The following is a 25,093-nucleotide window of genomic DNA, read 5'->3' as shown; positions in this document are numbered from 1 at the left end:
TTTTGATCCCGCTGCCGGCCCGTGAGGGGCGGCGAGCGGCCTTTTACACCAGCCGGTGCTGGCGCCTGCCAAGGGAGAAGGCGTTGATGTTGTCGATGAGCTGATCCGCGAGGCGCTGCATCGACTCTTCGCTGGCCCAGGCCACGTGGGGAGTCAGGATGAAATTGGGGTAACGCAGGGCCTGCATCAGGGGGTGATCCGGAGGCGGCGGCTCGACGCTCGCCACATCGAAGCCGGCGCCGCCCAGACGGCCGTTGCCGAGGGCTTCGAGCAGCGCCTGCTCGTCCACCAGGCCGCCACGGCCCACGTTGATGAGCAGGGCACCCGGTTTCATCAGGGCCAGCTCCCGCTCCCCGATGAGATGGCGGGTGTAGGGGGTGAGCGGGCAGTGCAGGCTGATCACATCCGAACTTTGCAGCAGGGCATCCAGGGGCAGCCTGTCGTCATCCCCCGGGGAGCCGACCTGGCTCTGGGCATAGTAGACCTCCATCCCGATGGCGCTGGCCCGCTGTCCCAGCGCCTGTCCCAGGGTTCCCTTGCCGATGATCCCGAGGCGCTTGCCATGCAGATCCGTGATGGGGTGGTCGAAGAAGCAGAACTGGCCGCTTTGTTGCCAGCGCCCCTCCAGCAGGGACTGGCGCCAGGCGAACAGGTTGCGCGACAGGGCGAGCATCAGGGCCATGGCGTGCTCGGGGACGGAAGGGCCCGAGTAGTTGCGGATATTGCACACGGCGACATTGGCGGCGCGGCACGCCTCCAGATCCAGGTTGTCGCTGCCGGTGGCGGCCAGGGCGATCAGGCGCAGCTCGGGCAGCTGGGCCAGTTCATCGGCCCCGATGCGCACCTTGTTGATGATGGCGATGCTGGCGCACTTGAGCCGCTCCACCACCTGATCCGGCGCCGTGGTCGGGTAGCTTTGCCAGTGATGGGGAAAATCGGGGCGGCGCAGATTGATGCCGGTGTCCAGGGTGTCGCTGTCGAGAAACACGATTTGCTGCATGAAGCCTCCTGCCATTGATGAGGCCATCATGCCAAAGATGGGGGCGGGATGACCAGTCCGCTGGCCTGGGGGGCAGCTTTGGTTTGGCCCAATCCTTTTGATACTCAGTGATTGGGTCAGATCCAGCCCAGGTGCGTCAGCCAGCCCTGGATGCGCCCCGGCGTCTCCTCCAGATCCATCAGGGCATAGGGGCGGTAGTTGAGCTTGTGGCTGCGGCGGCTCTCGCTTCTGCGGGCTTCGGCCGCCAGCAGGGGCCAGCGTCCTCCCTCCTCCTGATAGAGATCCAGGGTAGGGATGCTGCCCTGGGCTATCTGCTTGGCGAGGGTCTGGTTGCTCAGCTGGTTGGGGAAGAAGCCGTCGAGCAGCACCAGGGCATCGGGGGCGGGCAACTGCTCGCTGGCGATGAGGTTGGCGGCCCAGGCGGCGCTGGTACCCTGGGCCAGCAGCAGCTTGAAGCCCCCCTCCTGCAGCTTGGCATCCCCCAGCTTGCTGATGCGGGAGGCAAACTGCTTGCGAAAATCGTCGATGACCTGCTGTTTCTTCTCGGCGGCGGGGTCGAGCTCGGTCTGCTGCGGCGAGGGGAGCAGCAGCAGGGTATCGAAACCGAGGCGCCCCAGCTCCCGGGTCAGTTGCCACAGCTGGCCGCTGCGCTGCCAGTCGGGCAGCAGGATGACCAGACCCACGTAGTTGTCGCTGTCGTGCTTGGCAAACAGTACCTGTTGTTTGTCCACCCTGGTGCTGTCGGGTATCCCCTGCCAGTCGCTGCTCTGCCAGTAGTCGGGGGGAACCAGGGGGGCTGGATCCGGGGCGGCGCCTGACGGTGCCTGCCCGGCGCCGTGGGCGGCAAAAGCAAGCAGGGTCAGCAGCAGATAGGGGCGAAATGTCATGGGGGATCCTCCAGCACTCCCTCATAGCGGCCTCGCCGGGGGTTTCTTTAGGGCAAGGGGGCACATCGGCATCGGCGGTGGCGAAGAGGGTCTGACCGGCGGGCCGGACACGGGCCCGGGATTGTTCCAAATGGCAAAGCATTCCCGGTTTTGATTGTTCCATCCCGTGACCCATACATGGTTCAGTAAGGGCAGACAGACAGGGGGCCGGGGCATGTCGCCACTGGCCGCAGGCGGAGAATTCTCCCCCCTGTCTCGTCAGAACGAGAGGTTCACCTTCACTTTCCATCGACAGGGAGCGTTATCGCCATGAGCACCTTGGTTCACTTGCCCATCCTCGACCTGAGGCAGCTGGATGCCTCGCCCGACGCCCGGGCCGATTTTCTGGCATCGTTGCGCGATGCCGCGAGAGAGACGGGATTTTTCTACCTGACCGGCCACGGCATCGATCCCGAGCTGCAACAGGAAGTGCAGCAGCTGTCGCGGGCCTTCTTTGCGCTGCCTCTGGCGGCCAAGCAGCAGGTCGCCATGATCCACTCTCCCCATTTTCGTGGCTACAACCGACCGGGGGCGGAGCTGACCCGGGGTCAACCCGACTGGCGAGAGCAGTTTGATATCGGTGCCGATCGCCCTGCCTTGCCGCGCGCGGCGGGCGACCCGCCCTGGTGGCGGTTGCAGGGGCCGAATCAGTGGCCGGAGGCGCTGCCGACACTGCAACCCGTGCTGACGCGCTGGCGTGGGCAGATGACCCGCATGTCCCGTACCCTGCTCGGGGCTTTTGCCGAGGCGCTCGCACTGTCGCCAGATACCTTCGATGCCCTGCATGGAGAGCGTCCCAACGAACATATCAAGCTGATCCGCTATCCCGGTGAGCGGGGTGCCACCCAGGGGGTCGGTCCCCACAAGGATTCGGGCTTCCTGAGCTTCCTGCTGCAGGATGACCAGCCCGGCCTGCAGGTGGAGGTGGCGCCGGATCACTGGATCGATGCGCTCCCGCTCCCAGGCACCTTCGTGGTCAACATCGGTGAGCTGCTGGAGCTCGCCAGCAACGGCTACCTGCGGGCGACCGTGCACCGGGTGGTGCCGTCGGCACCGGGGCAGGAGCGTCTTTCCATCGCCTTCTTCCTGGGGGCCCAGCTCGACGCCGTGGTGCCCGTCTATCCGCTGCCCGAGGCACTGGCCCGTGAAGCCAGGGGGCCTGCCACCGACCCGCACAATCCGCTGCTGCGGGAGGTGGGCTGGAACTACCTCAAGGGGCGGCTGCGTTCCCACCCTGACGTGGCATTGCGCCACCATGCCGATCTGTTGCCGACGCCCCGGGCGCTGGCGGTCGGCGAAACCACCCATTGATTGCATGGCAAGGAGCACAAGATGAACAAGCACGGACTGTTTTCCCTGAGCGGCCTGGTATTGGCCCTCGGACTCTCTCTCTCCGCCCAGGCAGCCCAGGCGCTGCGGGTTGCCGCGGATCCACTGCCCCATGCGGATATCCTCGGCGAGGTGAAACGCCAGGACCCTTCGCTGGATCTGCAGGTGATCGAGCTCAGTGGCGGCATCAATGCCAATGCCCTGCTGGTGGCGGGTGATGTGGATGCCAACTATTTCCAGCACGTCCCTTACCTGCGGGATCAGGAGAAGGCGCTCGGCACCGAGCTGGTGGTGGCCGCGACCGTACACGTGGAGCCTCTTGGCATCTATTCGAAGAAGTTCAAGCACCTGAGGGAGGTACCGGAAAAGGCGGTGATCGCCCTGCCCAACAATGTCACCAACCTGAGCCGGGCCCTCTATCTGTTGCAGCACGAGGGGCTCATCACCCTCAAGGCCGGCCATGAAGATCCGGCGCGGGATCTGGCGACGGTGCACGACATCGCCACCAACCCCAAGGCGCTCAGGATCCTGGAGATCGAGGCGCCGCAGCTGCCGCGCTCCCTCGACGACGTGGATCTGGCGGTGATCAATGGCAACTATGCCCTGGAGGCGGGGCTGGAGCCTGCTCGCGATGCCCTGGGGCTGGAGAGCGCCCAGAACAATCCCTACGCCAACATCCTGGTGACCACCCCGGCGCTCAAGGATGATCCGCGGATCCGCCAGTTGGCGCGGGACCTGGAGTCCAGGGCGATCGCCGACTTCATTCGCAAGAGCTACAAGGGGTCGGTGATCCCGGTGGCCGGGCGGCAGTCATGATAGTGCTGGAGGGGCTCGGCAAGCAGTACCCGGGGCACGGGCAACCCGCTCTGGAGGGGGTGTCGCTCGAGATTCCGGATGGGGCCATCTACGGCATTCTCGGGCGCAGCGGGGCGGGCAAGAGCACGCTCATTCGTTGCCTCAATCTGCTGGAGCGGCCAAGCCGGGGCCGCATCCTGTTCGATGGCCGCGACATCACGGCACTGGAGGGGGCGGCCTTGCGCCGCCACCGTCAGGGGACCGGCATGATTTTCCAGCACTTCAATCTGCTGCACGCCCGCAGTGTGGAGGAGAACGTGGCAGTCCCGCTGGAAATCGCCGGAGTGGCGCGCCGGGAGCGGGCGGCTCGGGTCAGCGAGCTGCTGGAACTGGTGGGGCTTGGCGAGCACCGTCGCGCCTTCCCCTCCCAGTTGTCGGGGGGGCAGAAGCAACGAGTGGGCATCGCCCGCGCCCTGGCCGCCAATCCGCGCCACTTGCTCTGTGACGAGGCGACCAGTGCCCTGGATCCGGAGACCACGGAGTCGGTGCTGGCGCTGCTTGCCGACATCAACCGCCGCCTCGGGATCACCATAGTGCTCATCACCCACGAGCTGGAGGTGGTCAGGACCATCTGCGATCACGCGGCATTGCTTGAACGGGGTCAGCTGGTGGAAAGCGGCGCTCTGGGCACCCTGCTGGCCAACCCCGACTCCCGCGTGCGGCAGGCCCTGTTGCCGGATCCCGAGAGCCTGCGGCGTTTCATGGCGCGTCACGGAGTCGCAGAGGAGGTGCGTTTATGCAGAGTCGCCTGAGTGTCGATGCCTTGCTCGAACTGATGTATCAGGGGTCGCTCGAAACGCTCTACATGGTGGGAGTGGCGGCCGTGTTCACCCTGTTGCTGGGGCTGCCGACCGGGGTGCTGCTGGTGGTGACCCGTCCCGGGGGCGTGCTGCCCTTGCCCCGTCTCAACATGGTGCTGGGGATCGGTATCAACATCGGGCGGTCGCTCCCCTTCGTGGTGCTCCTGATCGCCCTGATCCCCCTGACCCGGCTGGTGGTCGGCACCTCACTGGGCAGCACCGCCGCCATCGTCCCCATCACCCTGGGGGCCTTCCCCTTCTTTGCCCGGGTGGTGGAGAGCGCCCTCGATGAGGTGGACAAGGGGCGCGTCGAAGCCGTGCTCGCCATGGGGGGCAGCGGCTGGCACGTGGTCGTCAAGGCGCTGCTGCCCGAGGCCTTGCCGGCGCTGCTGGCCGGACTCACCCTGACGGTGGTGATGCTCATTGGCTTCTCCTCCATGGCGGGGGTGGTCGGTGGCGGCGGGCTCGGGGATCTGGCGATCCGCTACGGCTACCAGCGCTTTGACGACAAGGTGATGGCAGGGACAGTGGTCATGTTGTTGCTGCTGGTGCAACTGGTACAGGGGGTGGGGGACAGGCTGGTGCGGGCACTGGCCCATCGCCGCTAGGGGCACGGCTTCTCATCAGGCCGGCCGTGAGGTGCCAGCCAATAAAAAAGCGAGCCTGGGCTCGCTTTTTTGGCAATCACATCAAGGGGTCAACTTAGTTGACGCGACGCTTGAATTCACCGGTACGGGTGTCGATTTCGATCTTGTCACCGATCTCCACGAAGGCGGCAACGGCCAGCTCGTAGGAGGTGCCCTTCAGGCGGGCAGGCTTGGTCACTTTACCGGAGGTGTCGCCACGGGCGGCCGGCTCGGTGTACTCGACTTCACGCACGATGGTGGTCGGCAGTTCTACGGAGATGGCTTTCTCGTTGTAGAAAGTCACTTCGCAGAGGTCTTCCATGCCGTCTACCAGGTAGTTCAGGGCATCACCCAGGTTGTCTTTCTCGACGTCGTACTGGTTGTACTCGGTGTCCATGAAGACATACAGCGGATCGGAGTAGTAGGAGTAGGTGCACTCTTTACGCTCCAGCTGAACGACTTCCAGCTTGTCGTCGGCCTTGAAGACGGTCTCGGTGGCGCTGCCGTTCAGCAGACCCTTCAGCTTCATCTTGACCACGGCGGAGTTACGGCCGGATTTGTTGAATTCAGCCTTCTGGACCACCATCGGCTCGGTGCCGATCATGACTACGTTACCAGCGCGGATTTCCTGTGCGGTTTTCATGTAAAAAATTCCTGTTCGTGAAACGGACGGATAAAAACTGCCAGATTATATACGGCTTTCTAAAAATTTCACCAACCTCGTGACGAGATCCCCGTCCGCCAGCAGCCTCTGTGGCCAGGTGCGCCCATGTTGCTGCCATATGGCCGCGTATTGCGGCCATTGTGCCCAGAGTTCACCGGTGTGTTCCCCCCGGTTGAGGGCATGGTTGAAGCGGCGCAGCCACTGACCGGCCGACGCTGGCAAGGGGGAGAGGAAGTGGTCGAGAAAACCGTCCAGCTTGACCATGTGGGCATCCTCTTCCTGCTGGTAGATGTGCCAGAGGAAGGGGCGCCCCGCCCACTGGGCCCGCACGAAGGAGTCCTCCCCGCGCACCAGGTTGAGATCGCAGCTCCACAGCAGGCGATCGTAGCCCCTCTGATCGGTCATCGGCAGCAGCTTGATGGTGAGGTTGCCCGCCTGGAGCAGATCTCCGGCCCGGGCACCGGGAATGGCCGCTGCCAGCCCTGCGCCGATGAGCACGTCGTCGAGGGAGCGCCCCAGCGGCAGCAGCAGGGTGACGGGGGTGACGCTCTGGCGCCAGCACTCGACCAGGCTCCTGAGCGCCTCGCTCTCGTAGGTAAAGAGGCTGACCCGCAGCTCGTCTTCTCGTTGGGGTGGCAGGCCGAGGCTGGCCCAGTAGGCAGCCAGTCCCGCTTCATCCTGTTGCCAGCGCTCGCGCTCGACGATGAGGCCGTGCTCGCACAAGAGGCCGCCGGTTCTGGCGGTGAAACCCGGGAAGAAGAAGTACTTGTCGAGGCGCCGGCTGCCGACCTGCTGGGGCGAGGCGAGGCCATGGCAATCCTCGACCCAGCTCTCGGCCGAGAGGTATTCGAGGTTGATCCAGCAGGGGGGCGTGGTCTGCTCGGCCATGCGTTCGATAAAGGGGGCGGGCAGCTCGCAGGCAAATGCCTCGATGACCACCCTGGCCGGGGTCATGTCGGCGGGGAGGCGCTCGTGCCAGTGCTGGACATAGATGCCATCGACCCACTGACCGTCCTGTGCGGGGTCGAGCGCCGGGCAGATGCGGGCGAAGCTAGCCAGATCGTCCACCCAGAGCCGCACCTGCACCTCACTCTTCTGCGCCGGGAGCGCACCTTCCTGTTTGAGCTGGCGGGCGAGTCGCCAGGTGACGCCGATGTCACCGAAGTTGTCGACGACGCAGCAGAAGATGTCCCAGTCGAACGGGGGGAGAGGGCTTGTCATGGCGCGGGATCCCAGATGCAAAAAAACCGGTGCGCAGGGTAGCACACCGGCTGGTCGGCTTCTAACCGTCAGCGCGTGACGGGGTCTGTGGCAGGTTACTCCTTGCCGTAGACGTTGTTCTCCTGCTCGCGCACCCGGATGAAGGTGGTGCGTTTGGTGAGCTCTTTCAACTGGCTGGCCCCCACATAAGTGCAGGTGGATCGCACCCCGCCCAGGATGTCGCGCACCGTGTTCTCCACCGGGCCGCGGTAGGGCAGCAGCACGGTTTTGCCTTCGGAGGCGCGATACTCGGCGACGCCGCCGGCGTGCTTGTCCATGGCGCTGGCCGAGCTCATGCCGTAGAACTTCATGAAGGGCTCGCCATCGACCTCGACGATTTCACCGCCGCACTCTTCGTGAGCGGCCAGCATGCCCCCCAGCATCACGAAGTCGGCGCCGCCGCCAAATGCCTTGGCCACATCCCCCGGGCAGGTGCAGCCGCCGTCACCGACGATCTGGCCACCCAGGCCGTGTGCCGCATCGGCACACTCGATGATGGCGGAGAGCTGCGGGTAGCCGACCCCGGTCTTGACACGGGTGGTGCAGACCGAGCCCGGGCCTATGCCCACCTTGACGATGTCGGCGCCGGAGAGGATCAGCTCCTCCACCATCTCGCCGGTCACCACGTTGCCCGCCAGGATGACGTGGTTCGGGCAGGCCTCGCGGATCTTGCGCAAAAACTCGACGAAGTGCTGGGAGTAGCCGTTGGCCACGTCCACGCAGATGAAGCGCAGGGCGCTGGACATCGCGAGGATCTGGCGTGTCTTGGTGAAGTCCTCCTCCGAGGTGCCGGTAGAGACCATCACATGGCCCAGCAGGGCCGGGTCGGTCTCATTGACGAAGGTTTGCCACTGCGCAAGGCTGTAGTGCTTGTGCACCGCCGTCATCATCTCGAAGCTGGCCAGGGTACGCGCCATGGCGAAGCTGCCGACGGTATCCATGTTGGCGGCGATGACGGGCACGCCCTGCCATTGGGTCTGGGTGTGCTTGAAGGTGAACTGGCGGGTCAGACTGACTTGGGAACGGCTCTTGAGAGTAGAGCGCTTGGGGCGAAACAGGACATCCTTGAAACCGAGCTTCAAGTCTTCTTCGATACGCATTGCGAATTCCTTATTGAGCCTTGTGTGAGAGCTCACTTTGCAGTGGCAACTTTTCGGCAGGCGCAAAAAAACCGGTGGTTTTCAGGCCCTCCGGTTTACAGCAGTGTAGGCAAAAATCCCGTCAGAACAAGACTGATAATTCACGCACCGCTGTGGTAGCCTTTGGCGTCACAACCTGAGGATGGCCGCCAGCGTCATCCAGCACCTTGTTCTCCCCTCGTTTTCCTGCTGCATTCCCCACTCACGCGCCGTACCCGGCATGGATTGTCGTCTGTTGGTACCGCGTCCAGAGCCCGCTCCCCTGCGCGCCAGAATCCGGTTGACCCGGCAGTTGGCTGTGATACATCTGGGCGCAAGACTGACAAGGCGAGAGAGCAAGATGGGCAAGAGAATGGTGGCGGCGGCCATGATGTGGGCGCTGTGCGGCAGCGCGATGGCGGCCCAGACCAGCTATGGCTGGATCGAGAAGGGGGTGCTGATGCCCTACGGGGTGGCGGTCAAGATGAAGCTCGATACCGGTGCCCTCACTTCGTCGCTGGATGCCCGCGACCTGAAGCATTTCAAGAAGGATGGCAAGCCCTGGGTGCGCTTCAACCTGGTGCTGACCGATGCCAATACCGACAAGGTGGTGCGCCGGAGCGTGGAGCGGCCGGTGGAGCGCAGCGTGACGGTGCGCGGGGCGGGCGGCATGGAGCAGCGCCCGACGGTGACCATGTCCGTCTGCGTCGGGGACCAGGTCTACAAGGAGTGGTTCACCCTGCGGGATCGCAGCAAGATGATCTACCCGGTGCTGCTGGGGCGCCGTCTGCTGGCGGAGCTGGGACCGGTGGATTCGAGCCGGACCTTCACGGTACAGCCCACCTGCGACTAGGGTGGTGCAGCCATGAAAAACGGGGGCCTGGCCCCCGTTTTTCATGGCGTGCGCAAAGGCTGACCCCTCATGCCTGGCGCGAGGCGGGCAGCAGCACGCTCACTTCGAGCCCCCCTTCAGGCCGGTTGTGAATGTCGAGATCCGCTCCGTGAAGCTGGGCGATGCGCGAGACGATGGCCATGCCAAGGCCCACGCCATCCCCCTGCTGGGGATTGACCCGGAAGAAGCGCTCGCACAGCCGGGAGAGGGCGGCGGTGGGGATGCCGGGGCCGTTGTCCCGCACATCCACCCGGATCCGGTTGCCCACCTGGCTCACCACCACGGCGACCTCGCCGCCCACCTGGGTGTAGCGCAGCGCATTGTCGATGAGGTTGCCGAACATCAGCTCCAGCAACATCGCCTGTCCCATTACCTGCACCTGTTCGGCGCCCTCCAGGGACAGCTGTTGATCCTTTTTCAGGGCGATGGGGGCCAGGGTCGCCAGGGTGCCCTGCAACAAGGGGAACAAGGGAAGGGCGGTGAGGGCCGGGCTCTGCTGGTTGTCGATGCGGGCCTGGGTCAGCAACTGGCGGATCAGCCGGTCGCTGCGATCGAGGGCCAGGAGCATCTTGCGCAGGGCCTGCTCCCGGCTCTGATCATCCTCGGCCGTCATGGCGTTCTCGCTGTGGATGCGCAGCACCGCGAGGGGGGTGCGCAGCTCGTGGGCGGCCTCGTTGGTGAACTGTTTCTCCCGATCCAGGGTGTCAGCGAGGGCGTGCATCAGCCGGTTGATCTCCCCCACCAGCGGCGTCAGTTCCTCGGCCTTGATGGCGAGATTGAGGGGGCTCAGGTTGGCGGGATGACGCTCGCCGATGGCTTGCGCCAGCTGGTGCAGCGGTGACAGTCCCCGGGTGATCAGCCACCACAGCAGACCGAGCAGGAAGGGCAGGGTGATGAAGAGGGGCAGCATGGTGAGGGTGGCCATCTTGCTGGCCAGCTCGCTGCGTTCGTCATCCCGCTCCGCCACGATGAGCCAGGTCTGTTCACCTTCGTTGTAGAGGGTAAAGGTGCGCCACTCGTGGTGATCCTTGGTCTCGCTGTTGAAGCCCCGCTCCAGGGTGGTCAACGGTTGGGCCGGGGCATTGGGCGAGCGCAGCAGCACGGCGCCCTGCTCGCTCAGCAACTGGAAGTAGAGGTTGTGCTCGAATTCATGGCCATAGGGGGTGAACTCGTTGTCCTGACCGAACTGGAAGAAGCCGCCCTTCTCGATGTGGGGCGTCTCGGGGACGGCCTGCACCCACTCCTGGTACACGGTGCCGTTGCGCGGCAGCTCGCCGCTCTGCTTGAGATAGCGGCTGAGCAACTGGTTGGTGATGCGGGCGGACTGGGCGAGACGGGCATCAAACAGCTCTTCCATTTCGTGGTTGGCCTGCAGGTAGCCGATAAGGCCGCTGATGGCGAGGCTGAGGCTGACCAGGGCCAGGATGCCGGAGAGCAGGAAACGGCGGATGGAACGGACACGGCTCATGGGGCGGAGGCTCCTCTTGCGCCCTGGACGTCGAGCTGGGGCACGATGTAACCGACGCCGCGAATGTTGCGGATGAGCTCGGGGAAGAATTTCTTGCGCAGGTGGTGAATGTGCACCTCCACCGCGTTGCTCTCTGCCCCCTCGTCCCAGCCGTAGAGGCTCTGTTGCAGTTGATCCCGGCTCAATACCCGGCCGCTCTGGGTGATGAGCTCCTGCAACAGCTTGTACTCGTGGGGGGTGAGCTTGACCGGCTCGCCCCGATAGGTGACCTGTTGTGACGCGGGGAAGAGCTGCAGCTCCCCGTACTCCAGCACCGCCTGGGCCTGCCCCTTGCTGCGCCGCACCAGGGCGCGCAGCCGGGCGTTGAGCTCCTGCAGGGCGAAGGGTTTGACCATGTAGTCGTCGGAGCCTGCATCCAGCCCCAGTACCCGGTCGTCCAGGGCATCACGGGCGGTCAGGATGAGCACGGGCAGGGTCTGCCCCTCCCGGCGCAACTTGCGCAGCAGGCTGATGCCGTCGATGTCCGGCAGGTTGAGATCCAGGACAAGGGCGGCAAACTCCTCGCTCTTGAGCGCCGAGAGGGCCGGCATCCCCTGCTGGAGCCAGTCCACCGTGTAGCCGCTGCTGCGCAGGGCATCCACCATGCCGTCTCCCAGCATCACATCATCTTCCACCAACAGGATCCGCATTGTTCTCTCCCTCAAACGACACTGCCCACCAGTATGCTAGCTGGTGGGCAGAGTTGAAATAGCGCACTGTGCTGCTTGTGTTTACAGCTTGGCGAGACGCTCGCGAATTTCCATTCTGCGGCCCTCGTCCGCCACCTCGCGGCCAGGGCGCGCCGGGGCGGCCAGGGCCTTGTCCAGATAGACCTTCGCCTGTGCCTTGTCACCCTGATCCAGCAGGAAGTCGCCGTAGAAGAAGTTGGGGTCGATGCCGGTGGGATTGATGGCCAGCGCCTGCTTGAGCAGCTTCTCCGCCTTCTCGTCGTCTCCAAAGCCCACCGGCCAGCCCGGCACCTGGTAGTAGAGGGAGCCCAGGCTGGTGTAGGCAGAGCCTTCCAGCGCCTTGGGATCCTGCTTGATGGCGATCTCGAGCTTGGCCTTGGCCTCCTTCACCAGGCCAAGGGCGCCGAGGCCACCCTTGGCCCCCGCCCAGGTGCTCTTGACGATGGCGGACCAGATCAGCAGATCGGTGCGAAATGCCTCCTTGGCGCTCGCCTCATCGGCCTTGGCACTCAGGCTCTCCAGGCAGCTCTCCTTGGCTTTTCCGGTCTGCTGGTACTGGCAGTGGGCCCACTCCTGCTGAATGGTGGGCAGGGCATCGGCGGCCTGGGCCAGACCGCTTGCCAGCAGGCCTCCCAGGGCGAGCAACAGGGGGCCGTGACCAAATCGGGGACGGAAAGTGGTGTGCTTCATCTCAATGTTCCTTCTCGTTTGTCGCACAGGCGGGATCGCTCCTGTGATCGGGGGCTGGGGAGGCGGTGCGGCGGGCGTGGCGCTCGATGATCGGGCGCTGCTTGGCCAGGGCCATGTCCACCAAGGCGGGCAGCAGGCCGTTGAGCCGCACAAAGAGCTTTTCCGGCCAGCCGAGCCAGCGGCGGCGTGTCTCGTTGCACAGGGCGATGACGGCCTCCTCGGCCACGTCCTGTGGGCTGTCGGTCCGGGTGCCAAGCTCGGCATTCATGGCATAGGCCGCCTCGGAATTGAGGTGGGTGCGGGTGGCGCGAGGGGCAAAGTGCAGCACCTTGATGCCGGTTCCCTCCAGCTCCCGCCCCAGGGACTCGCTGAAGCCGCGCATGGCGAACTTGCTGGCGCAATAGACGCTGTAGCCGGCAAAACCGATGGCCCCGAGGCTGGAGCCGATGTTCATGATGATGGCGGGCTTGCGCAGCCGGGGCAGCAGGGCCCGGGTGAGCTGGATGGGCGCCTCGACGTTGAGCAGCAACTGGCGTGTCACCTGCTCGCTGCTCTGATCTTCCAGCCAGGCGAACTGGTTGCATCCCGCACTGTTGATGAGCACGTCCAGCCCCTCGTCCAGGGCCGGATGTTGCAGCAGCTGCGCCCGCTCATGGGGAGAGCCGAGATCGGCCGTCACCGTCTGGTGGCGATCCGGATGAGGCAGCTCCCGGCGCAGGCGCTCCAGGGCGCTGGCCCGACGACCGTGCAGCAGCAGATGGGCACCCTGGGCCGCCAGTTCATGGGCCAGGGCTTCACCAATGCCGCCACTGGCGCCAGTCAGCAGTATGCGTTTGCCTTCAAGCTTCATTGGCAGGATCCCGTGAGCTGATAGAGCATGTCGCCATAGAGGCGGTAGACCACCTTGGCGGCGTGAATGATGGCGGCCTGATCGGCGGCATCTTCCACCCGGTTCATCAGGGATTCGAAGAATTTGAGGTGCTCCTGGTCCAGGGCCCCGTGGGAGCTCAGGTAGCTCATGGCTTGAGGTGGCAGACCCAGACCGCTCTTGAGCTGGTCGGCGACGGTCAGGGCGATGGCGACGCTGGTGCCTTCCAGCACCTGCACCATGCCGAAGAAGCCCATGGGGTTGCCGCGCTGGATCTGATCGTAGAGGAAGGCCACCATCAGCTCGATGGGCAGGCCCGGCTGGCCGTGGCGCACCTCCTCGGCATCACCGCCGCAGGCACGGATGTCGTTCAGGATCCACTCCTGATGGCCGTACTCCTCGTCGATGTACTCCCTGATGGCGCCTCGCACCCATTCGTACTCCTGCCCCAGTTTGCCGCCGGTGGCCATCAGGAGCGGCACCGTGTGGCGCACGTGGTAGTAGGCCTGTGCCAGGAAGGCGAGGTAGGTGTCACGGCTGATGTCGCCGCGGCGGCAGGCCTCGATGATGGGGGCGTTGAACAGGCGTTCGCGTTCGCAGGCGGTGGCTTGTTGCAGGGTCTGGTAGAAGCTCATGAGGTCTCTCCTGTGAGGCATTGGCTGATCTGCCGGGAAAAATGGTGATAAATCTCGTTGCGACGGGGGCGCCCGTTGGCCGTCAGGAGGCCAGGGAGCTGATCCAGGGCGACCGGCAACCAGTGATGGATGCGGGCGTAATCGGGCAACTGCTGGTTGAGCCGGGCAATCTGCTCTGGCAATTGGGACTGGCTGCCCGGCAGCGGCTGGATAAGGGCCACGTTGGCGGGCTGACCGTCACCGAAGATGACGATGCGGGCGATGGCCGGGCAGAGCTGGGCCTGGGCTTCCACCCACTCCGGGGAGAAGTTGCGGCCAAAGGCGGTGATCTGCACGTTCTTCTTGCGCCCCGTGATATGGAGATAGCCCTCCTCGTCGAGCCGACCCAGATCCCCTGTGGCGATCTGGCTGCCCGTCTCGCCCTCTTCCCCCAGGTAGCCCAGCATGGCGCTGCCGCTGACCATGACTTCGCCGTCTGCGGCGATCGTCACCTGGCAGTGGGGCAGAGGCAGGCCGACGCTGCCGGGACGATCCCCGTGGGGGCCGTTCAGGGCGACCACGGAGCCGCATTCGGAGAGACCGTATCCCTCGAAGACCTGCAGCCCCGCCGCACGGGCGTGAGCGATGAGTTCGGGGGCGACCTTGCCTCCGCCCACGGCGACGAAGCGCAGGGTGCCGAGCTGTGTCGCCAGGGCAGGGGTATTGAGGCACAGGGCCAGCAGCAGGCGCAGCAACTCGGGTACCAGCACCAGGCTGTGGCTGGGCCAGCGCAGCAGTGCCTGGGCCAGGGCCGCAGGATCCAGCTTGCTGGAGCCCGAGAAACCGAGTTCCCCCAGGGAGGGGATGCGGCTGCAGGCGCCGGTCAGCAGAGGTACATACAAGCCGGTCAGGTTCTCCAGCAAGGTGGTGAGGGGCAGCAGGGTCAGGTGTTTCTCAACCCGGGCAGGGGCCACCCGCAGGGCAAGGGATCCGCAGACCGCCGTCATCTGCTCCAGCGACAGGCAGACGCCCTTGGGTTGCCCCGTGGTGCCCGAGGTATAGGTGATCTTGGCGGTGCCTGCTGGCAGCTCGGGGAGGCGGGCCGGGATGCGGCGCCACAGGGGAACGGCCTGCTCATCGGGCCTGCCTGCCATGAGCACGAGGGGTGAGGCGGACTGCCACCCCTGGTGCTCCGGGCCGACCAGGGCGTCTGCTCCGCTGCTTTCCAGCAGCCACGTCTGCTGCGCCGGACTGAAGAAGTGGGGAACCGGTATGACCACGATGCCGGCCCAGGTGCAGGCGAGATCGATCAGTGCCCAGGGCAGGCCGTTGTCGAGTTGCAGGGCCAGGCGGCGGATGCCGGCCCCTTGCAGCACGCCTGCCAGTTGCTGGATCTGCTGCCACAGGCTCTGGTAATCCAGCTCACCCTGGCTGCCTAGCAGCGCAGGCTGGTGCGGGGTCTGGCTGGCATGGTGGGCGATGGTGTCGAACAGCGTCATTGCGCGCACCTCCTGTCGATGTCGGCATGGTTAAAAAGGCGGGGCATGGGCCCCAGCAGGTTGAGCAGCAGGCTGCTCTGTGCGAGCACCTCGCGCCCCTGGTTGATGTCGCCTGCCATCACCTTGGGCTGGCAGCGGTAGTATTCGCCCCAGGCGCTGGCATCCTCTCCCACCTGATGGGCCTCTGCGAGTGCCAGCTCCACCGGGTTGAGACGCAGGCGGGTAAAGCTGTTGCGCAGCTTGGCGGTGCCGGTGAACACCACGTAGTCCAGGGCGTTGTCACACAGCAGACGGCACAGCGCGGCAAACATCAGACGGGCGTGACCCGGTTCGCTGCAGGCAAGATTGCCCACTTCGATGATGCGGTGGCGGGCCGGACGTACCCCGAGACGGGTCTCGATGGCGGCCTCGACAGGCTGCTCCAGATATTGCTCCAGATAGAGAGGTTGCTCGTGCTCGCCATGGCAGGCCTGATTGAGGCCGCAGGCACCGACCAGCACGCCATCTGCCCGGTATAGCCCGAGCAGGCAGGGCAGAAAATGGGGAATGTGGGCGTTGAACTCGAGGGTATAGGCGGCCTGGATATAGGTTTGCAGCGCCATGACCTGCTGCGGGGATTCGGCCAGGATCAACCGGTAGGGGGCTTGGATCTCGATGGTCATGGTTGGCTCCTTCTCTTGCGATGGGATGAGAGTAAAAGGGCAAACTTAAGAAACCCTTAAGGCGCAAAAAAAGACGAAAAAAACTGGCGGGGGGTGAACGGGGGTCGATGGGGGCACCAGACAAAACAGTTGCCAGCAGCGGGCGTGGCAGGCAATCTGCCCCGCTGTCGCCACCCGAGGAGCTGCCATGTCATCCCCTGTTCACTGTCCCCTGTGTCTCTCCCCTCGGCACCATGCCCTGCCGGTGGCGGGCAAGGGCTATTACCGCTGCCTGGCGTGCGAGCTGGTCTGGATGGACGAGGCGGACCACCTGGACGAGGGGGCCGAGAAGGCGGTCTATGACGGGCACGACAACCGGGTGGACGATCCCCGCTACCGGGCCTTTCTGATGCGTGCCTTTGGCGAGGTGCTGGCCCGGGTGTCGCCTCCTGCCAGCGGCCTCGATTTTGGCTGCGGCCCCGGGCCTGCCCTCATCGCCATGGGGCGGGAGGCGGGCTTCGAGATGGCGGGCTACGACAAGTTCTATGCCGACGACCCAGAGTGCCTGACAAGGCAATACGACTTCATCACCAGCACCGAGGTGATAGAGCACATCGCCACCCCCCGCGCCGTGCTGGACACGCTCTGGGGCTGTCTCAAGCCCGGCGGGGTGCTGGTGTTGCAGACCCAGCGGGTGCTGGGGGACGAGCGCTTCAAGACCTGGCGCTATCGCCACGATCCCACCCACATCGTCTTCTTCGCCGAGGCCTCGTTCCGTGCCCTGGCGGTCCGCTGGCAGGCAGCGGTCGAGTTTCCTCATGCGGATGTGGCGGTGTTCACCAAACCCTGAGCCGGGCGTTTTCATTTGGCCATGAGTTGGGCATGCTGGTGGCCTGATACCCAGGAACGGATGCCCCTATCTCCATGTCGATCCCCCACCTCTCATTGCAAGACGCTCGCCACCTGCAGCTGGCGGCCCAGGGGCTGCTGACCCCGCGACGCGCCAGAGCAACCCCCGCCGACCTGCTCGCCTGCATTCGCCGCATGGCGTTGCTGCAGATAGACACCATCTCCGTGGTGGCTCGCAGCCCCTATCTGGTGCTGTTCAGCCGCCTCGGCCACTACGATCCGCGCTGGCTGGAACAACTGCTGGCCGATGGTGACCTCTTCGAATACTGGGCTCATGAGGCCTGTTTCGTCCCCCGGGAAGATTACCGGCTGCTGCGCCATCGCATGCTGGATCCCGCCGCCATGGGCTGGAAGTTCTCCGCCCAGTGGCTCAAGACCCACGGCGGCGAGATAGCGCAGATAGTCGAGCGCATACGCCAGGATGGCCCGGTGCGGGCGGCAGACTTCGAGCGCAAGGGGGACAAGGGCAACGGCTGGTGGGACTGGAAGCCCGAAAAGCGCCACCTGGAGGTGCTGTTTACCGCAGGCCAGCTGATGGTGCGCGAACGGCGCAATTTCCAGCGGGTCTACGATCTCGCCGAGCGGGTCATGCCGGAGTGGAATGACGAGCGGGATCTGCCGAGTCCTGATCTCGCCCGGCGGGACATGGTGCGAGCCAGTTGCCGGGCGCTGGGGCTGGTCAAAACCGGCTGGGTGGCGGATTACTATCGCCTTAAACGGGGGAAATACGACGCCCTGCTCCACCAGCTGGCGGACGAGGGGGAGCTGTTGCCGGTACGAGTGGAGGGGTGGCAGCACGGAGCCTTCGTTCACGCCTCCCTGGCCGATGAGCTGGTCCGGGCCCAGGCGGGCACCCTCAAGGCGAGCCACACCGCCGTGCTCTCGCCCTTTGACCCGCTGGTGTGGGATCGCAAGCGGGCCAGCGAGTTGTTTGGCTTTGACTATCGCATCGAGTGCTATACCCCGGCCCCCAAGCGCCAGTACGGTTATTTCGTGCTGCCGTTGCTGCATCGCGGCAAGCTGGTGGGCAGGATGGACGCCAAGGCCCATCGCAAGGAGGGGGTGTTCGAGGTCAAGAGCCTCTATCTGGAAGACGGGGTCAGGATCACCCAGAGCCTGGCCCAGGATCTGGGCAAGGCCATCCAGAAGCTGGCGGAGTGGCACCAGACACCGACCCTGCGCTACGGCGCCATTCCTGCGCCCTTGCTGGCCCTGTGGCAGGAGATATCGTCGCCTCTGTAGTCAAACTTACGGGGATTAATAAGTACTTGTTCAAGTGTTGGTACGCTAATTGGTTAGCGTACAACGACAAGCTCAAATCGTGAGAGATATTAGGATGGTGACAGGACAACGACTTAATACCGCACTTTGCGGGCTTTCAGCAGAGTTCGGTTACTACCCAGAGTTTTGTGATATTGAGACCGATAGATTCTCAATCAGAACACTTCCCGAACATGAACGCATTGTGGCGCTCGTATCAGGGGACCCGAATGTCCTCAAAGGTTGGATCTATCCGGGGGCGCAGCAATATAGAGAATTCATGAGCGGACATGTTCGTTCAATGCCTTATAACGTTCGTGTTTTTGGGCTTCCCAAAACCCATGTTCTGACGCTTCCAGAGCGCAGAAACAGAGAGGAACTCGATTTTGTGGTGTGGTGCTTATCCTTTTTCACCGGTATGAGACTAACTACAACAGAGGCTGGCTTTCTCGATGCAACCCCCATCCAGCCGGGAAAGCTCGTTGATTTTATCCTGAGTCGCAGCACTATCGCCGATGTCATCGAATTGGCGCTGGACTATCTGGAATCGGAGCGTGGTGATGCTCGTGCGCCTAAGCGGGTGACTGCTGTCATCCATGCCTTGTTTTTGGCGCAGTATCCACAGAATCTCTCTTTTGAGCGATTTCAGTACCTGTACATGGCACTGGATGCTTGTTTCAGGCTAGTTGAAGTCAAAGAAGCGAAAAAACTCCAGATTTCTCATGCTGGACGTGTTCAATGGATGTGTGAAAAATTTGGTATGCCAGTACCTGATTGGGCTAAGAACAGCAAAACAGAGCCCTCATCGCTATCGGTCGCCCGTAATGACACTTTCCACGAAGCCATATTCTTTGATGGGCCGTTGGGATTTGCTAGTTACGACGGTAACCTGCGCTCAGCAGAACAGGAAAACACCCTACTGCAAATGGAAGCATTGGTTTGTCGGTTACTGGTGGCCATTCTTGGTAAGCCTGGCGTCGGCTATGTTAAGACCTCCGTCAATACCATAGAGATTCACGCACTGGAACTACGTGGATGAAGGCCAGAATTAAACCGCAAATAAAAAAACCGGGCACTGGGCCCGGTTTGTTATGCAGTCAGGATGTGCTTACTGGAGCACCAGCACCATCAGCAGGCCGACGGTGATGGCGGACACCAGGAAGGCGAAGCCATAGAACACATAGTGGTGCAGCTTGGTGGTGTGGATCCCCAGATCATGCAGGCCGTGGTAGATGCGGTGCATGCCGTGCCAGACGGGCAGGGCGATGATCACCAGCAGGATGCAGGCACCCCACCAGGAGCTGGCGAATGCCAGCACGCGCTCGTAGCTCATGGTCTCCACGTCCATGATGCCCATGGGCACCAGCAGACCGGTGATGAGGACAATGACCGGCAGCAGCATGGCAACCACCATGCCACCCGCACCAAACAGACCCCAGTAAATTGGCTCGTCAGAACGTCTCATATTTTTTCCTCAAATCATGATTGAGTGATCGTGGCCAACGTTTCTGAGTGAGAGCCCGGTACCAAACAGACACCAATAACCGGGTTCGTCAGAACGTCTTATGGTTTTCTCCTCAGGCCACGATGATCAGGACAAGCAGGGATACCGCCGCCAGCGCCACATACTGGGCGATGACGATCGGCTTCTCCGGCACCAGGTCTTCACCACGGAAGATGCGCATGGCTTTCGGAGCCAGGGCGAACCAGGTCTTGGCGTGGAACAGGCAGGCTGCCAGGGCGATGACGTGGAACAGGATGGCAATGGGGCTTTGCAGGGATTCCAGCCAGCCGTTGAATGCCTCCTGACCCTGTACCAGGCGCAGCAGACCCCACATCAGCACGACGGCGTAGATGGAGACGAAGATGCTGGTGCCTTCGCGGATCATGTAACCGGTGTAGAAGGCATTCTTCAGCCACCAGTCTTTCTTCATCTCGCGCACGTAAGGCTTACGTTTGCTCTCAGTGTTGTTCATGGTCTCACTCCTGGTCTCAATCCGGCTTGAACATGGCGATCATGTAGTCCTTGGCGCTCTCGACCTTGCCAAGCTGGATGGCGGCGGCCGGATCCACGCCTTTCGGGCACACTTCGGAGCAGTAGCCCACGAAGGTACAGCCCCAGACGCCCTCGTCCTGGCTGATGATCTTCATCCGCTCCCTGGACGCGCTGTCGCGGTTGTCGGCGTTGTAGCGATAGGCCAGTGCCAGGGCCGCCGGACCGGTGAACTTCTTGTTGATGCCGTATTGCGGGCAGGCCGCGTAGCACAGACCGCAGTTGATGCACATGGAGAACTGGTGATACTTCGCCATGTCAGCCGGTGTCTGGGTGTACTCGCCGTCGCACAGGCTGCGCGGCTCGGACGGGATGATGTAGGGCTTGATGCTCTCCAGCTTCTCGATGAAGTCGGACATGTCGACCACCAGATCGCGCTCGATGGGGAAGTTGTTGAGCGGTTCGATAGTCATCTTGCCCGGCAGGTAATCCCGCAGGAAGGTCTTGCAACCGAGTTTCGGAATGCCGTTGACCATCATGCCGCAGGAGCCGCAGATCGCCATCCGGCAGGACCAGCGGAAGCTCAAGGTGGAGTCCAGATGATCCTTGATGTATTGCAGCGCATCCAGCAGGGACATCTCTTTGAGGTAGGGCACCTGGAAGGTCTGCATCCAGGGCTCGTTATCCTGCTCGGGACGGTAGCGCAGGATTTCAATTTCGATCATCTCAGCCATTCTTCTTAGCCTCGTCTTGTTTCTCACCCTCGGAACCGTACACGCGCTTGGCCGGTTGGGATTTAGTGATCTTCACATCGGAATAGTCGATGGTCGGGGCCCCTTCGCCGTTGTAGAAGGAGAGAGTGTGCTTGAGGAAGTTGACGTCATCGCGCTCCTCGTAACCGTCCAGACGCTGGTGGGAGCCGCGGGACTCTTTGCGGTTGATGGCGGAGTGCGCCATGGCTTCCGCCACGTCCAGCATGTAGCCCAGCTCGATGGCGTACAGCAGGTCGGTGTTGAAGACCGAGGACTTGTCGTTGATCTTGATCTTCTTGTAACGGGCTTTCAGCTCGTTGATCTTGTCGATGGTGCCCTGCATCAGCTCTTCGGTACGGTAGATACCGACACCGGCTTCCATGGACATGCCCAGTTCGTTGCGGATATCCGCCGGGTTTTCGGTGCCGTCGATGTCCAGCAGGGAGAGGTGCTGCTTGATGAGCGCCTCGGCCTTGGCGACCAGCGCCTGGGTGTTGCCGTGTTGCTGGGTGGCGGCAAACTCGGCTGCCTGCTCACCGGCCACCTTGCCGAAGACCACGATCTCGGACAGGGAGTTGGAACCCAGACGGTTGGCGCCGTGCAGACCGACGGAGGCACATTCGCCAGCGGCATAGAGACCGGCCAGACGAGTGGCGCACTTGCCGTCGGTTTCGATGCCACCCATGGTGTAGTGGGCGGTCGGACGTACCGGAATCGGCTCTTTCACCGGATCCACACCCACGTAGGCCTTGGCCAGTTCGCAGATGAAGGGCAGACGCTCTTTCAGGTACTTCTCGCCAAGGTGGCGCAGGTCGAGGTGAACCACGTCGCCCATGGGGCCCTGGATCACGCGGCCTTTTTGCTGCTCCTGCCAGAAGGCCTGGGAGAGACGGTCGCGCGGACCCAGCTCCATGTGCTTGTTCTTCGGCTGGCCGACGGGGGTTTCCGGGCCCAGACCGTAATCTTGCAGGTAGCGATAGCCATCCTTGTTGAGCAGGATGCCACCCTCACCACGACAACCTTCGGTCATCAGGATGCCGGTGCCCGGCAGACCGGTCGGGTGATACTGGACGAACTCCATGTCCCGCAGCGGTACGCCGTGGCGGTAGGCCAGGGCCATGCCGTCCCCGGTGACGATGCCACCGTTGGTGTTGTAGCGATAGACACGACCGGCGCCGCCGGTGGCCAGCACCACGGACTTGGCCTGGATGAAGCGGGTGATGCCGTTCTGGATGTCAAAGGTGACGACACCCTGGACACGGCCATCTTCCACGATGAGATCCAGACAGAAGTGCTCGTCGAAGCGCTTAATGGTCGGGTACTTGATGGAGGTCTGGAACAGGGTGTGCAGGATGTGGAAGCCGGACTTGTCGGCGGCGAACCAGGTGCGGGGGATCTTCATCCCGCCGAAACGGCGCACGTTGGCCTTGCCGTCCGGTTTGCGGCTCCAGGGGCAACCCCAGTGCTCCAGCTGGATCATCTCGTTGGTGGCGTTGTTGACGAAGTACTCGACTACGTCCTGCTCACACAACCAGTCACCACCGGAGACGGTGTCGTTGAAGTGGTTTTCCAGGGAGTCGTCATCGCGGACGACGCCTGCGGCGCCACCTTCGGCGGCCACTGTGTGGCTGCGCATCGGATAGACCTTGGAAATCAGGGCGATTTCCAGCTCCGGGTGGGCTTCTGCAATGGCGATTGCGGCACGCAGGCCACCGCCACCGGCACCGATGATGGCAACATCGGTCTTGATAATATCCACATCTGCCTCCTTAGGGATAGATTTGCTGGGCACGATTTTGCTCTATGAAAAAAATTCAGGCTTGATGCAAGTCAAACTGCTTTGTTTTAGTGCTTGGCAACGGTGGTTTTTATTACAACCACCCCATTCCTTGGATGAAAATGCCGTCATTATCGCCATCCATCAGTGATCTGGATCAGCCGTACTCGCTACTCTGGTGATTTTAACTCCAAGATTATACGTAGTTTTCTTTCAAAAAAATGAGAAATGCCTCTCTTTTTGGGTATTACCCATAAAGTTTTTAAGTTTTTTATCAAAACAGTTTAATGATAACTATTATCACGATGACATATCGAGGTTAGGCATCAAAAAAGTAATGCGAATATAGCCATGACAGACTGGGCCCGTCTCCCACACATGGGCAAAAGGAGATGTCGATCACAGGGTTGAGGGTCTCGAAAGGGGATTATAACCGTTGAAAAAAAAGGGTTTATAAAAAAAGGGGCCTGAACGGCCCCTTTCTTCCCATGGTCGATCAGATGCGGAACATGCCGACCTGATTATTCAATTCACCTGAAATATTTTTAAGCTGGGCCGACAGATTGCGGGAGCTGTCCGCATCCACTGCCAGCTCGTCCGAGACATCCTTGACCGCCTGGATGTTGCGGCTCACCTCGTCGGTGACGGCACGCTGTTCCTCGGCGGCGCTGGAGATCTGGGTCGCCATGTCGGAGATCTGGTTGATGGAGGTGGTGATCTGCTCCAGCGCTTGGGTCGCATCGTTGGCATCTTCCACGCTGTTCTGGGCCAGCAGCTGACCCTCGTGCATGGTACTGACGGCGCCCTGGGTGTTGCGCTGCAGGGTCTCGATCATGCTGCGGATCTCGACGGTGGAGCTGTGGGTGCGCTGGGAAAGCACCCGCACCTCGTCGGCCACCACGGCAAAGCCGCGTCCCTGCTCGCCAGCCCGGGCGGCCTCGATGGCGGCGTTGAGCGCCAGCAGGTTGGTCTGCTCGGCGATGCCCTGGATGGTGGAGAGGATGGTGTTGATCTCCTGGGCGTTCTTCTCCAGTTCCTGAATGATGCCGGAGGCCTGCTTGACCTGGGTGGCGAGATCCGTGATGGAGCGCTGGTTGCGGGCAATCACCTGCTTGCCGTGCTCGCAACTGCTGGAGGAGCTGCGGGCCGCTTCCGCGGTCTGCTCGGCGTTGCTGGCCACTTCGACGGCGGTGGCGGACATCTCGTGCACTGCGGTCGCAATCTGGGAGATCTCGTTTTGCTGGCGGGCCAGCCCCTGGTTGGATTTCTCCGCCATGTCGTGGGAAGACCTGGCCTGCTGGTTGAGCTGGGTGGAGGAGTTGGAGATGTCCTGCACCATGACATGGATGCGCTCGATGAAGGTGTTGACGTGCTTGGCGACGGTACCGACCTCGTCTTCACGCTCGATCTTGATGCGACGGGTGAGATCGCCGTTGCCGCGGGAGAGATCGGCAATCGCCTCGCCCAGGGTTTTCAGCGGCGCCAGGGAGCCGTTGATGGCGACATAGGAGAAGCCCGCCACGATGAGGATGGTCAGCAATCCCTGAATGAGGGCGGAGGTGACCATGCGGGAGACGGACTGGTAGGCGACCGCTTCATCCACCACGATGCCGAAATACCAGTTGGTGTTGGGGATCTCGGTGAGGTCGAATACGCTCGCCTTGCCGCTGATATCCATCTCGGAGATGGTGTTGTCATGGGCCAGCTCGTTGACCTTGGCTGCCGTCAGTTCCGGGGAGATGGCGGTGGCGGGTTTGAGGGTCAGATCCTTGTCCGGGTGGGCGATGATGGTGCCGTTGCTGTCCACCAGAATGGCATAGGTGCCTTCCGAGTTCATGGCGAGCACGTCTTTCACCAGGCCGTCGATGGAGACGTCACCGGCGATGACTCCGTCGGTGTTGCCGCGACTGAAGGGCTCGGCGATGGTGATGATGAGCTGGCCGGTGGTGATGTCGGCATAGGGGGCCGTGATGGCGAGCTTGCCGGCGGCCATGGCGTCCTTGTACCAGGGGCGCTGGCGCGGATCATAGCCGGCCGGCAGATCGGTCGGCTTGCTCTGGATCATCCGGCCATCCTTGGTGCCCACGTAGACGAGATCGAAGTTGCCCGCATTCATGGACTGGGCCAGGTGGCTGAGGGGCTCGTCTTCCTTGGCGAAGGCTTCCTTGGTGGCGGTGACGAGATTGATGCGGGCGTCGAGCCAGCGGGAGATCCCCTTGACGTTGGCGACCGAGCTGTCGTCGATGAAGCTCCAGATCAGCCGCTGGGTTTCACTGCGCAACTGGGAGGTGTTGTACCAGACCTGCAGGCCGGTGATGACCAGAATGATGGCCCCGATGGAGAGGACCAGCTTGTTCTTGATGGATAGGTTCATGTTTACATCCTTGTGAGCGTCAGTCAGAGATCCATGGTGTTTGTTATTGT

25 protein-coding genes are annotated in these 25,093 nt (G+C 62.8%); 8 read left to right on the top strand and 17 right to left on the bottom strand.

What is annotated here, in order from left to right; all coding sequences use genetic code 11:
* Positions 1-43 precede the first annotated feature (43 nt).
* Both I6L48_RS19535 and I6L48_RS19530 read right to left on the bottom strand, forming a co-directional pair.
* Positions 44-1,000, bottom strand: coding sequence for a D-2-hydroxyacid dehydrogenase (locus I6L48_RS19535; RefSeq protein ID WP_039041095.1), 957 nt, complete (start codon positions 998-1,000; stop codon positions 44-46).
* Between the two features lie 116 nt (positions 1,001-1,116).
* Positions 1,117-1,887, bottom strand: a complete 771-nt coding sequence (locus I6L48_RS19530) for a DUF3530 family protein (protein WP_039041094.1) — start codon at positions 1,885-1,887, stop codon at positions 1,117-1,119.
* A gap of 309 nt (positions 1,888-2,196) precedes the next feature.
* Here I6L48_RS19530 and I6L48_RS19525 point away from each other — a divergent pair, with 309 nt between their 5' ends.
* The 4 genes from I6L48_RS19525 to I6L48_RS19510 are packed head-to-tail and all read left to right on the top strand — an operon-like array spanning position 2,197 to position 5,518.
* Positions 2,197-3,237, top strand: a complete 1,041-nt coding sequence (locus I6L48_RS19525) for an isopenicillin N synthase family oxygenase (RefSeq protein ID WP_113068849.1) — start codon at positions 2,197-2,199, stop codon at positions 3,235-3,237.
* 21 nt (positions 3,238-3,258) lie between these two features.
* Entirely contained in the window at positions 3,259-4,071 is an 813-nt protein-coding gene (locus tag I6L48_RS19520) for a MetQ/NlpA family ABC transporter substrate-binding protein (RefSeq protein WP_042014517.1), read from the top strand.
* Positions 4,068-4,862, top strand: coding sequence for a methionine ABC transporter ATP-binding protein (locus I6L48_RS19515; protein ID WP_216987621.1), 795 nt, complete (start codon positions 4,068-4,070; stop codon positions 4,860-4,862). Before I6L48_RS19520 ends, I6L48_RS19515 begins: the two co-directional genes overlap by 4 nt.
* The gene (locus I6L48_RS19510) at positions 4,847-5,518 is read left to right on the top strand and encodes a methionine ABC transporter permease (RefSeq protein ID WP_010673787.1); all 672 of its coding nucleotides are present in this window, start codon (positions 4,847-4,849) and stop codon (positions 5,516-5,518) included. The genes I6L48_RS19515 and I6L48_RS19510 overlap by 16 nt, the downstream gene beginning before the upstream one ends.
* Positions 5,519-5,612: 94 nt before the next feature.
* On the opposite strand, the gene efp is transcribed toward I6L48_RS19510, so the two are convergent.
* The 3 genes from efp to I6L48_RS19495 form a co-directional block, all read right to left on the bottom strand.
* Entirely contained in the window at positions 5,613-6,179 is a 567-nt protein-coding gene (gene efp, locus I6L48_RS19505) for an elongation factor P (RefSeq protein ID WP_010673788.1), read from the bottom strand.
* A 45-nt stretch (positions 6,180-6,224) separates the two neighbouring features.
* On the bottom strand, positions 6,225-7,421 hold the full coding sequence (gene earP, locus I6L48_RS19500) for an elongation factor P maturation arginine rhamnosyltransferase EarP (protein ID WP_216987620.1): 1,197 nt from the start codon (positions 7,419-7,421) through the stop codon (positions 6,225-6,227).
* 95 nt (positions 7,422-7,516) lie between these two features.
* Positions 7,517-8,560 carry a GMP reductase gene (locus I6L48_RS19495; protein WP_039041089.1) on the bottom strand — a complete coding sequence of 348 codons (1,044 nt, stop codon included), beginning with the start codon at positions 8,558-8,560 and terminating at the stop codon, positions 7,517-7,519.
* 391 nt (positions 8,561-8,951) lie between these two features.
* Here I6L48_RS19495 and I6L48_RS19490 point away from each other — a divergent pair, with 391 nt between their 5' ends.
* Complete coding sequence (locus I6L48_RS19490) at positions 8,952-9,431, top strand: ATP-dependent zinc protease (RefSeq protein WP_041201491.1); 480 nt, start codon at positions 8,952-8,954, stop codon at positions 9,429-9,431.
* Between the two features lie 67 nt (positions 9,432-9,498).
* On the opposite strand, the gene I6L48_RS19485 is transcribed toward I6L48_RS19490, so the two are convergent.
* The 7 genes from I6L48_RS19485 to I6L48_RS19455 all read right to left on the bottom strand — a co-directional run bounded on the left by I6L48_RS19485 (position 9,499) and on the right by I6L48_RS19455 (position 15,999).
* Complete coding sequence (locus I6L48_RS19485) at positions 9,499-10,938, bottom strand: ATP-binding protein (RefSeq protein WP_045525604.1); 1,440 nt, start codon at positions 10,936-10,938, stop codon at positions 9,499-9,501.
* Entirely contained in the window at positions 10,935-11,627 is a 693-nt protein-coding gene (locus I6L48_RS19480; protein WP_041215642.1) for a response regulator, read from the bottom strand. Before I6L48_RS19480 ends, I6L48_RS19485 begins: the two co-directional genes overlap by 4 nt.
* A gap of 81 nt (positions 11,628-11,708) precedes the next feature.
* Complete coding sequence (locus I6L48_RS19475; RefSeq protein ID WP_113068846.1) at positions 11,709-12,356, bottom strand: tetratricopeptide repeat protein; 648 nt, start codon at positions 12,354-12,356, stop codon at positions 11,709-11,711.
* A gap of 1 nt (position 12,357) precedes the next feature.
* Positions 12,358-13,206 (bottom strand): SDR family oxidoreductase, encoded by an 849-nt coding sequence (locus I6L48_RS19470; protein ID WP_039039562.1) that lies wholly within the window; start codon positions 13,204-13,206, stop codon positions 12,358-12,360.
* Complete coding sequence (locus I6L48_RS19465; protein ID WP_042865119.1) at positions 13,203-13,859, bottom strand: TenA family transcriptional regulator; 657 nt, start codon at positions 13,857-13,859, stop codon at positions 13,203-13,205. The genes I6L48_RS19470 and I6L48_RS19465 overlap by 4 nt, the downstream gene beginning before the upstream one ends.
* Positions 13,856-15,337, bottom strand: coding sequence for an AMP-binding protein (locus tag I6L48_RS19460; protein WP_216987619.1), 1,482 nt, complete (start codon positions 15,335-15,337; stop codon positions 13,856-13,858). The genes I6L48_RS19465 and I6L48_RS19460 overlap by 4 nt, the downstream gene beginning before the upstream one ends.
* Positions 15,334-15,999 (bottom strand): thermostable hemolysin, encoded by a 666-nt coding sequence (locus tag I6L48_RS19455; protein WP_216987618.1) that lies wholly within the window; start codon positions 15,997-15,999, stop codon positions 15,334-15,336. Before I6L48_RS19455 ends, I6L48_RS19460 begins: the two co-directional genes overlap by 4 nt.
* Positions 16,000-16,186: 187 nt before the next feature.
* Between I6L48_RS19455 and I6L48_RS19450 the strand changes: the two genes are divergently transcribed.
* The 3 genes from I6L48_RS19450 to I6L48_RS19440 all read left to right on the top strand — a co-directional run bounded on the left by I6L48_RS19450 (position 16,187) and on the right by I6L48_RS19440 (position 19,186).
* Positions 16,187-16,828 (top strand): class I SAM-dependent methyltransferase, encoded by a 642-nt coding sequence (locus I6L48_RS19450; protein ID WP_042014528.1) that lies wholly within the window; start codon positions 16,187-16,189, stop codon positions 16,826-16,828.
* A 74-nt stretch (positions 16,829-16,902) separates the two neighbouring features.
* The gene (locus I6L48_RS19445; protein ID WP_216987617.1) at positions 16,903-18,129 is read left to right on the top strand and encodes a winged helix-turn-helix domain-containing protein; all 1,227 of its coding nucleotides are present in this window, start codon (positions 16,903-16,905) and stop codon (positions 18,127-18,129) included.
* 94 nt (positions 18,130-18,223) lie between these two features.
* Positions 18,224-19,186 (top strand): hypothetical protein, encoded by a 963-nt coding sequence (locus tag I6L48_RS19440; protein ID WP_201955593.1) that lies wholly within the window; start codon positions 18,224-18,226, stop codon positions 19,184-19,186.
* Between the two features lie 69 nt (positions 19,187-19,255).
* On the opposite strand, the gene frdD is transcribed toward I6L48_RS19440, so the two are convergent.
* The 5 genes from frdD to I6L48_RS19415 all read right to left on the bottom strand — a co-directional run bounded on the left by frdD (position 19,256) and on the right by I6L48_RS19415 (position 25,043).
* Complete coding sequence (gene frdD, locus I6L48_RS19435; protein WP_010673803.1) at positions 19,256-19,612, bottom strand: fumarate reductase subunit FrdD; 357 nt, start codon at positions 19,610-19,612, stop codon at positions 19,256-19,258.
* A 112-nt stretch (positions 19,613-19,724) separates the two neighbouring features.
* A complete protein-coding gene (locus I6L48_RS19430; RefSeq protein ID WP_010673804.1) occupies positions 19,725-20,123 on the bottom strand; it encodes a hypothetical protein in 399 nt (132 codons plus the stop codon).
* Between the two features lie 16 nt (positions 20,124-20,139).
* Entirely contained in the window at positions 20,140-20,874 is a 735-nt protein-coding gene (locus I6L48_RS19425; RefSeq protein WP_042065016.1) for a succinate dehydrogenase/fumarate reductase iron-sulfur subunit, read from the bottom strand.
* Entirely contained in the window at positions 20,867-22,651 is a 1,785-nt protein-coding gene (frdA, locus tag I6L48_RS19420) for a fumarate reductase (quinol) flavoprotein subunit (RefSeq protein WP_010673806.1), read from the bottom strand. The genes I6L48_RS19425 and frdA overlap by 8 nt, the downstream gene beginning before the upstream one ends.
* A gap of 514 nt (positions 22,652-23,165) precedes the next feature.
* Positions 23,166-25,043: a methyl-accepting chemotaxis protein gene (locus I6L48_RS19415; RefSeq protein WP_010673807.1), complete on the bottom strand. Its 1,878-nt coding sequence runs from the start codon at positions 25,041-25,043 to the stop codon at positions 23,166-23,168.
* Between the last annotated feature and the right edge of the window lie 50 nt (positions 25,044-25,093).

The sequence above is a fragment of the Aeromonas sp. FDAARGOS 1418 genome, from assembly GCF_019048585.1.
Classification (GTDB): Bacteria; Pseudomonadota; Gammaproteobacteria; order Enterobacterales; family Aeromonadaceae; genus Aeromonas; species Aeromonas caviae.
Note: the sequence above shows the minus strand (reverse complement) of the source record. Positions and strands in the feature narration are given on the sequence as shown.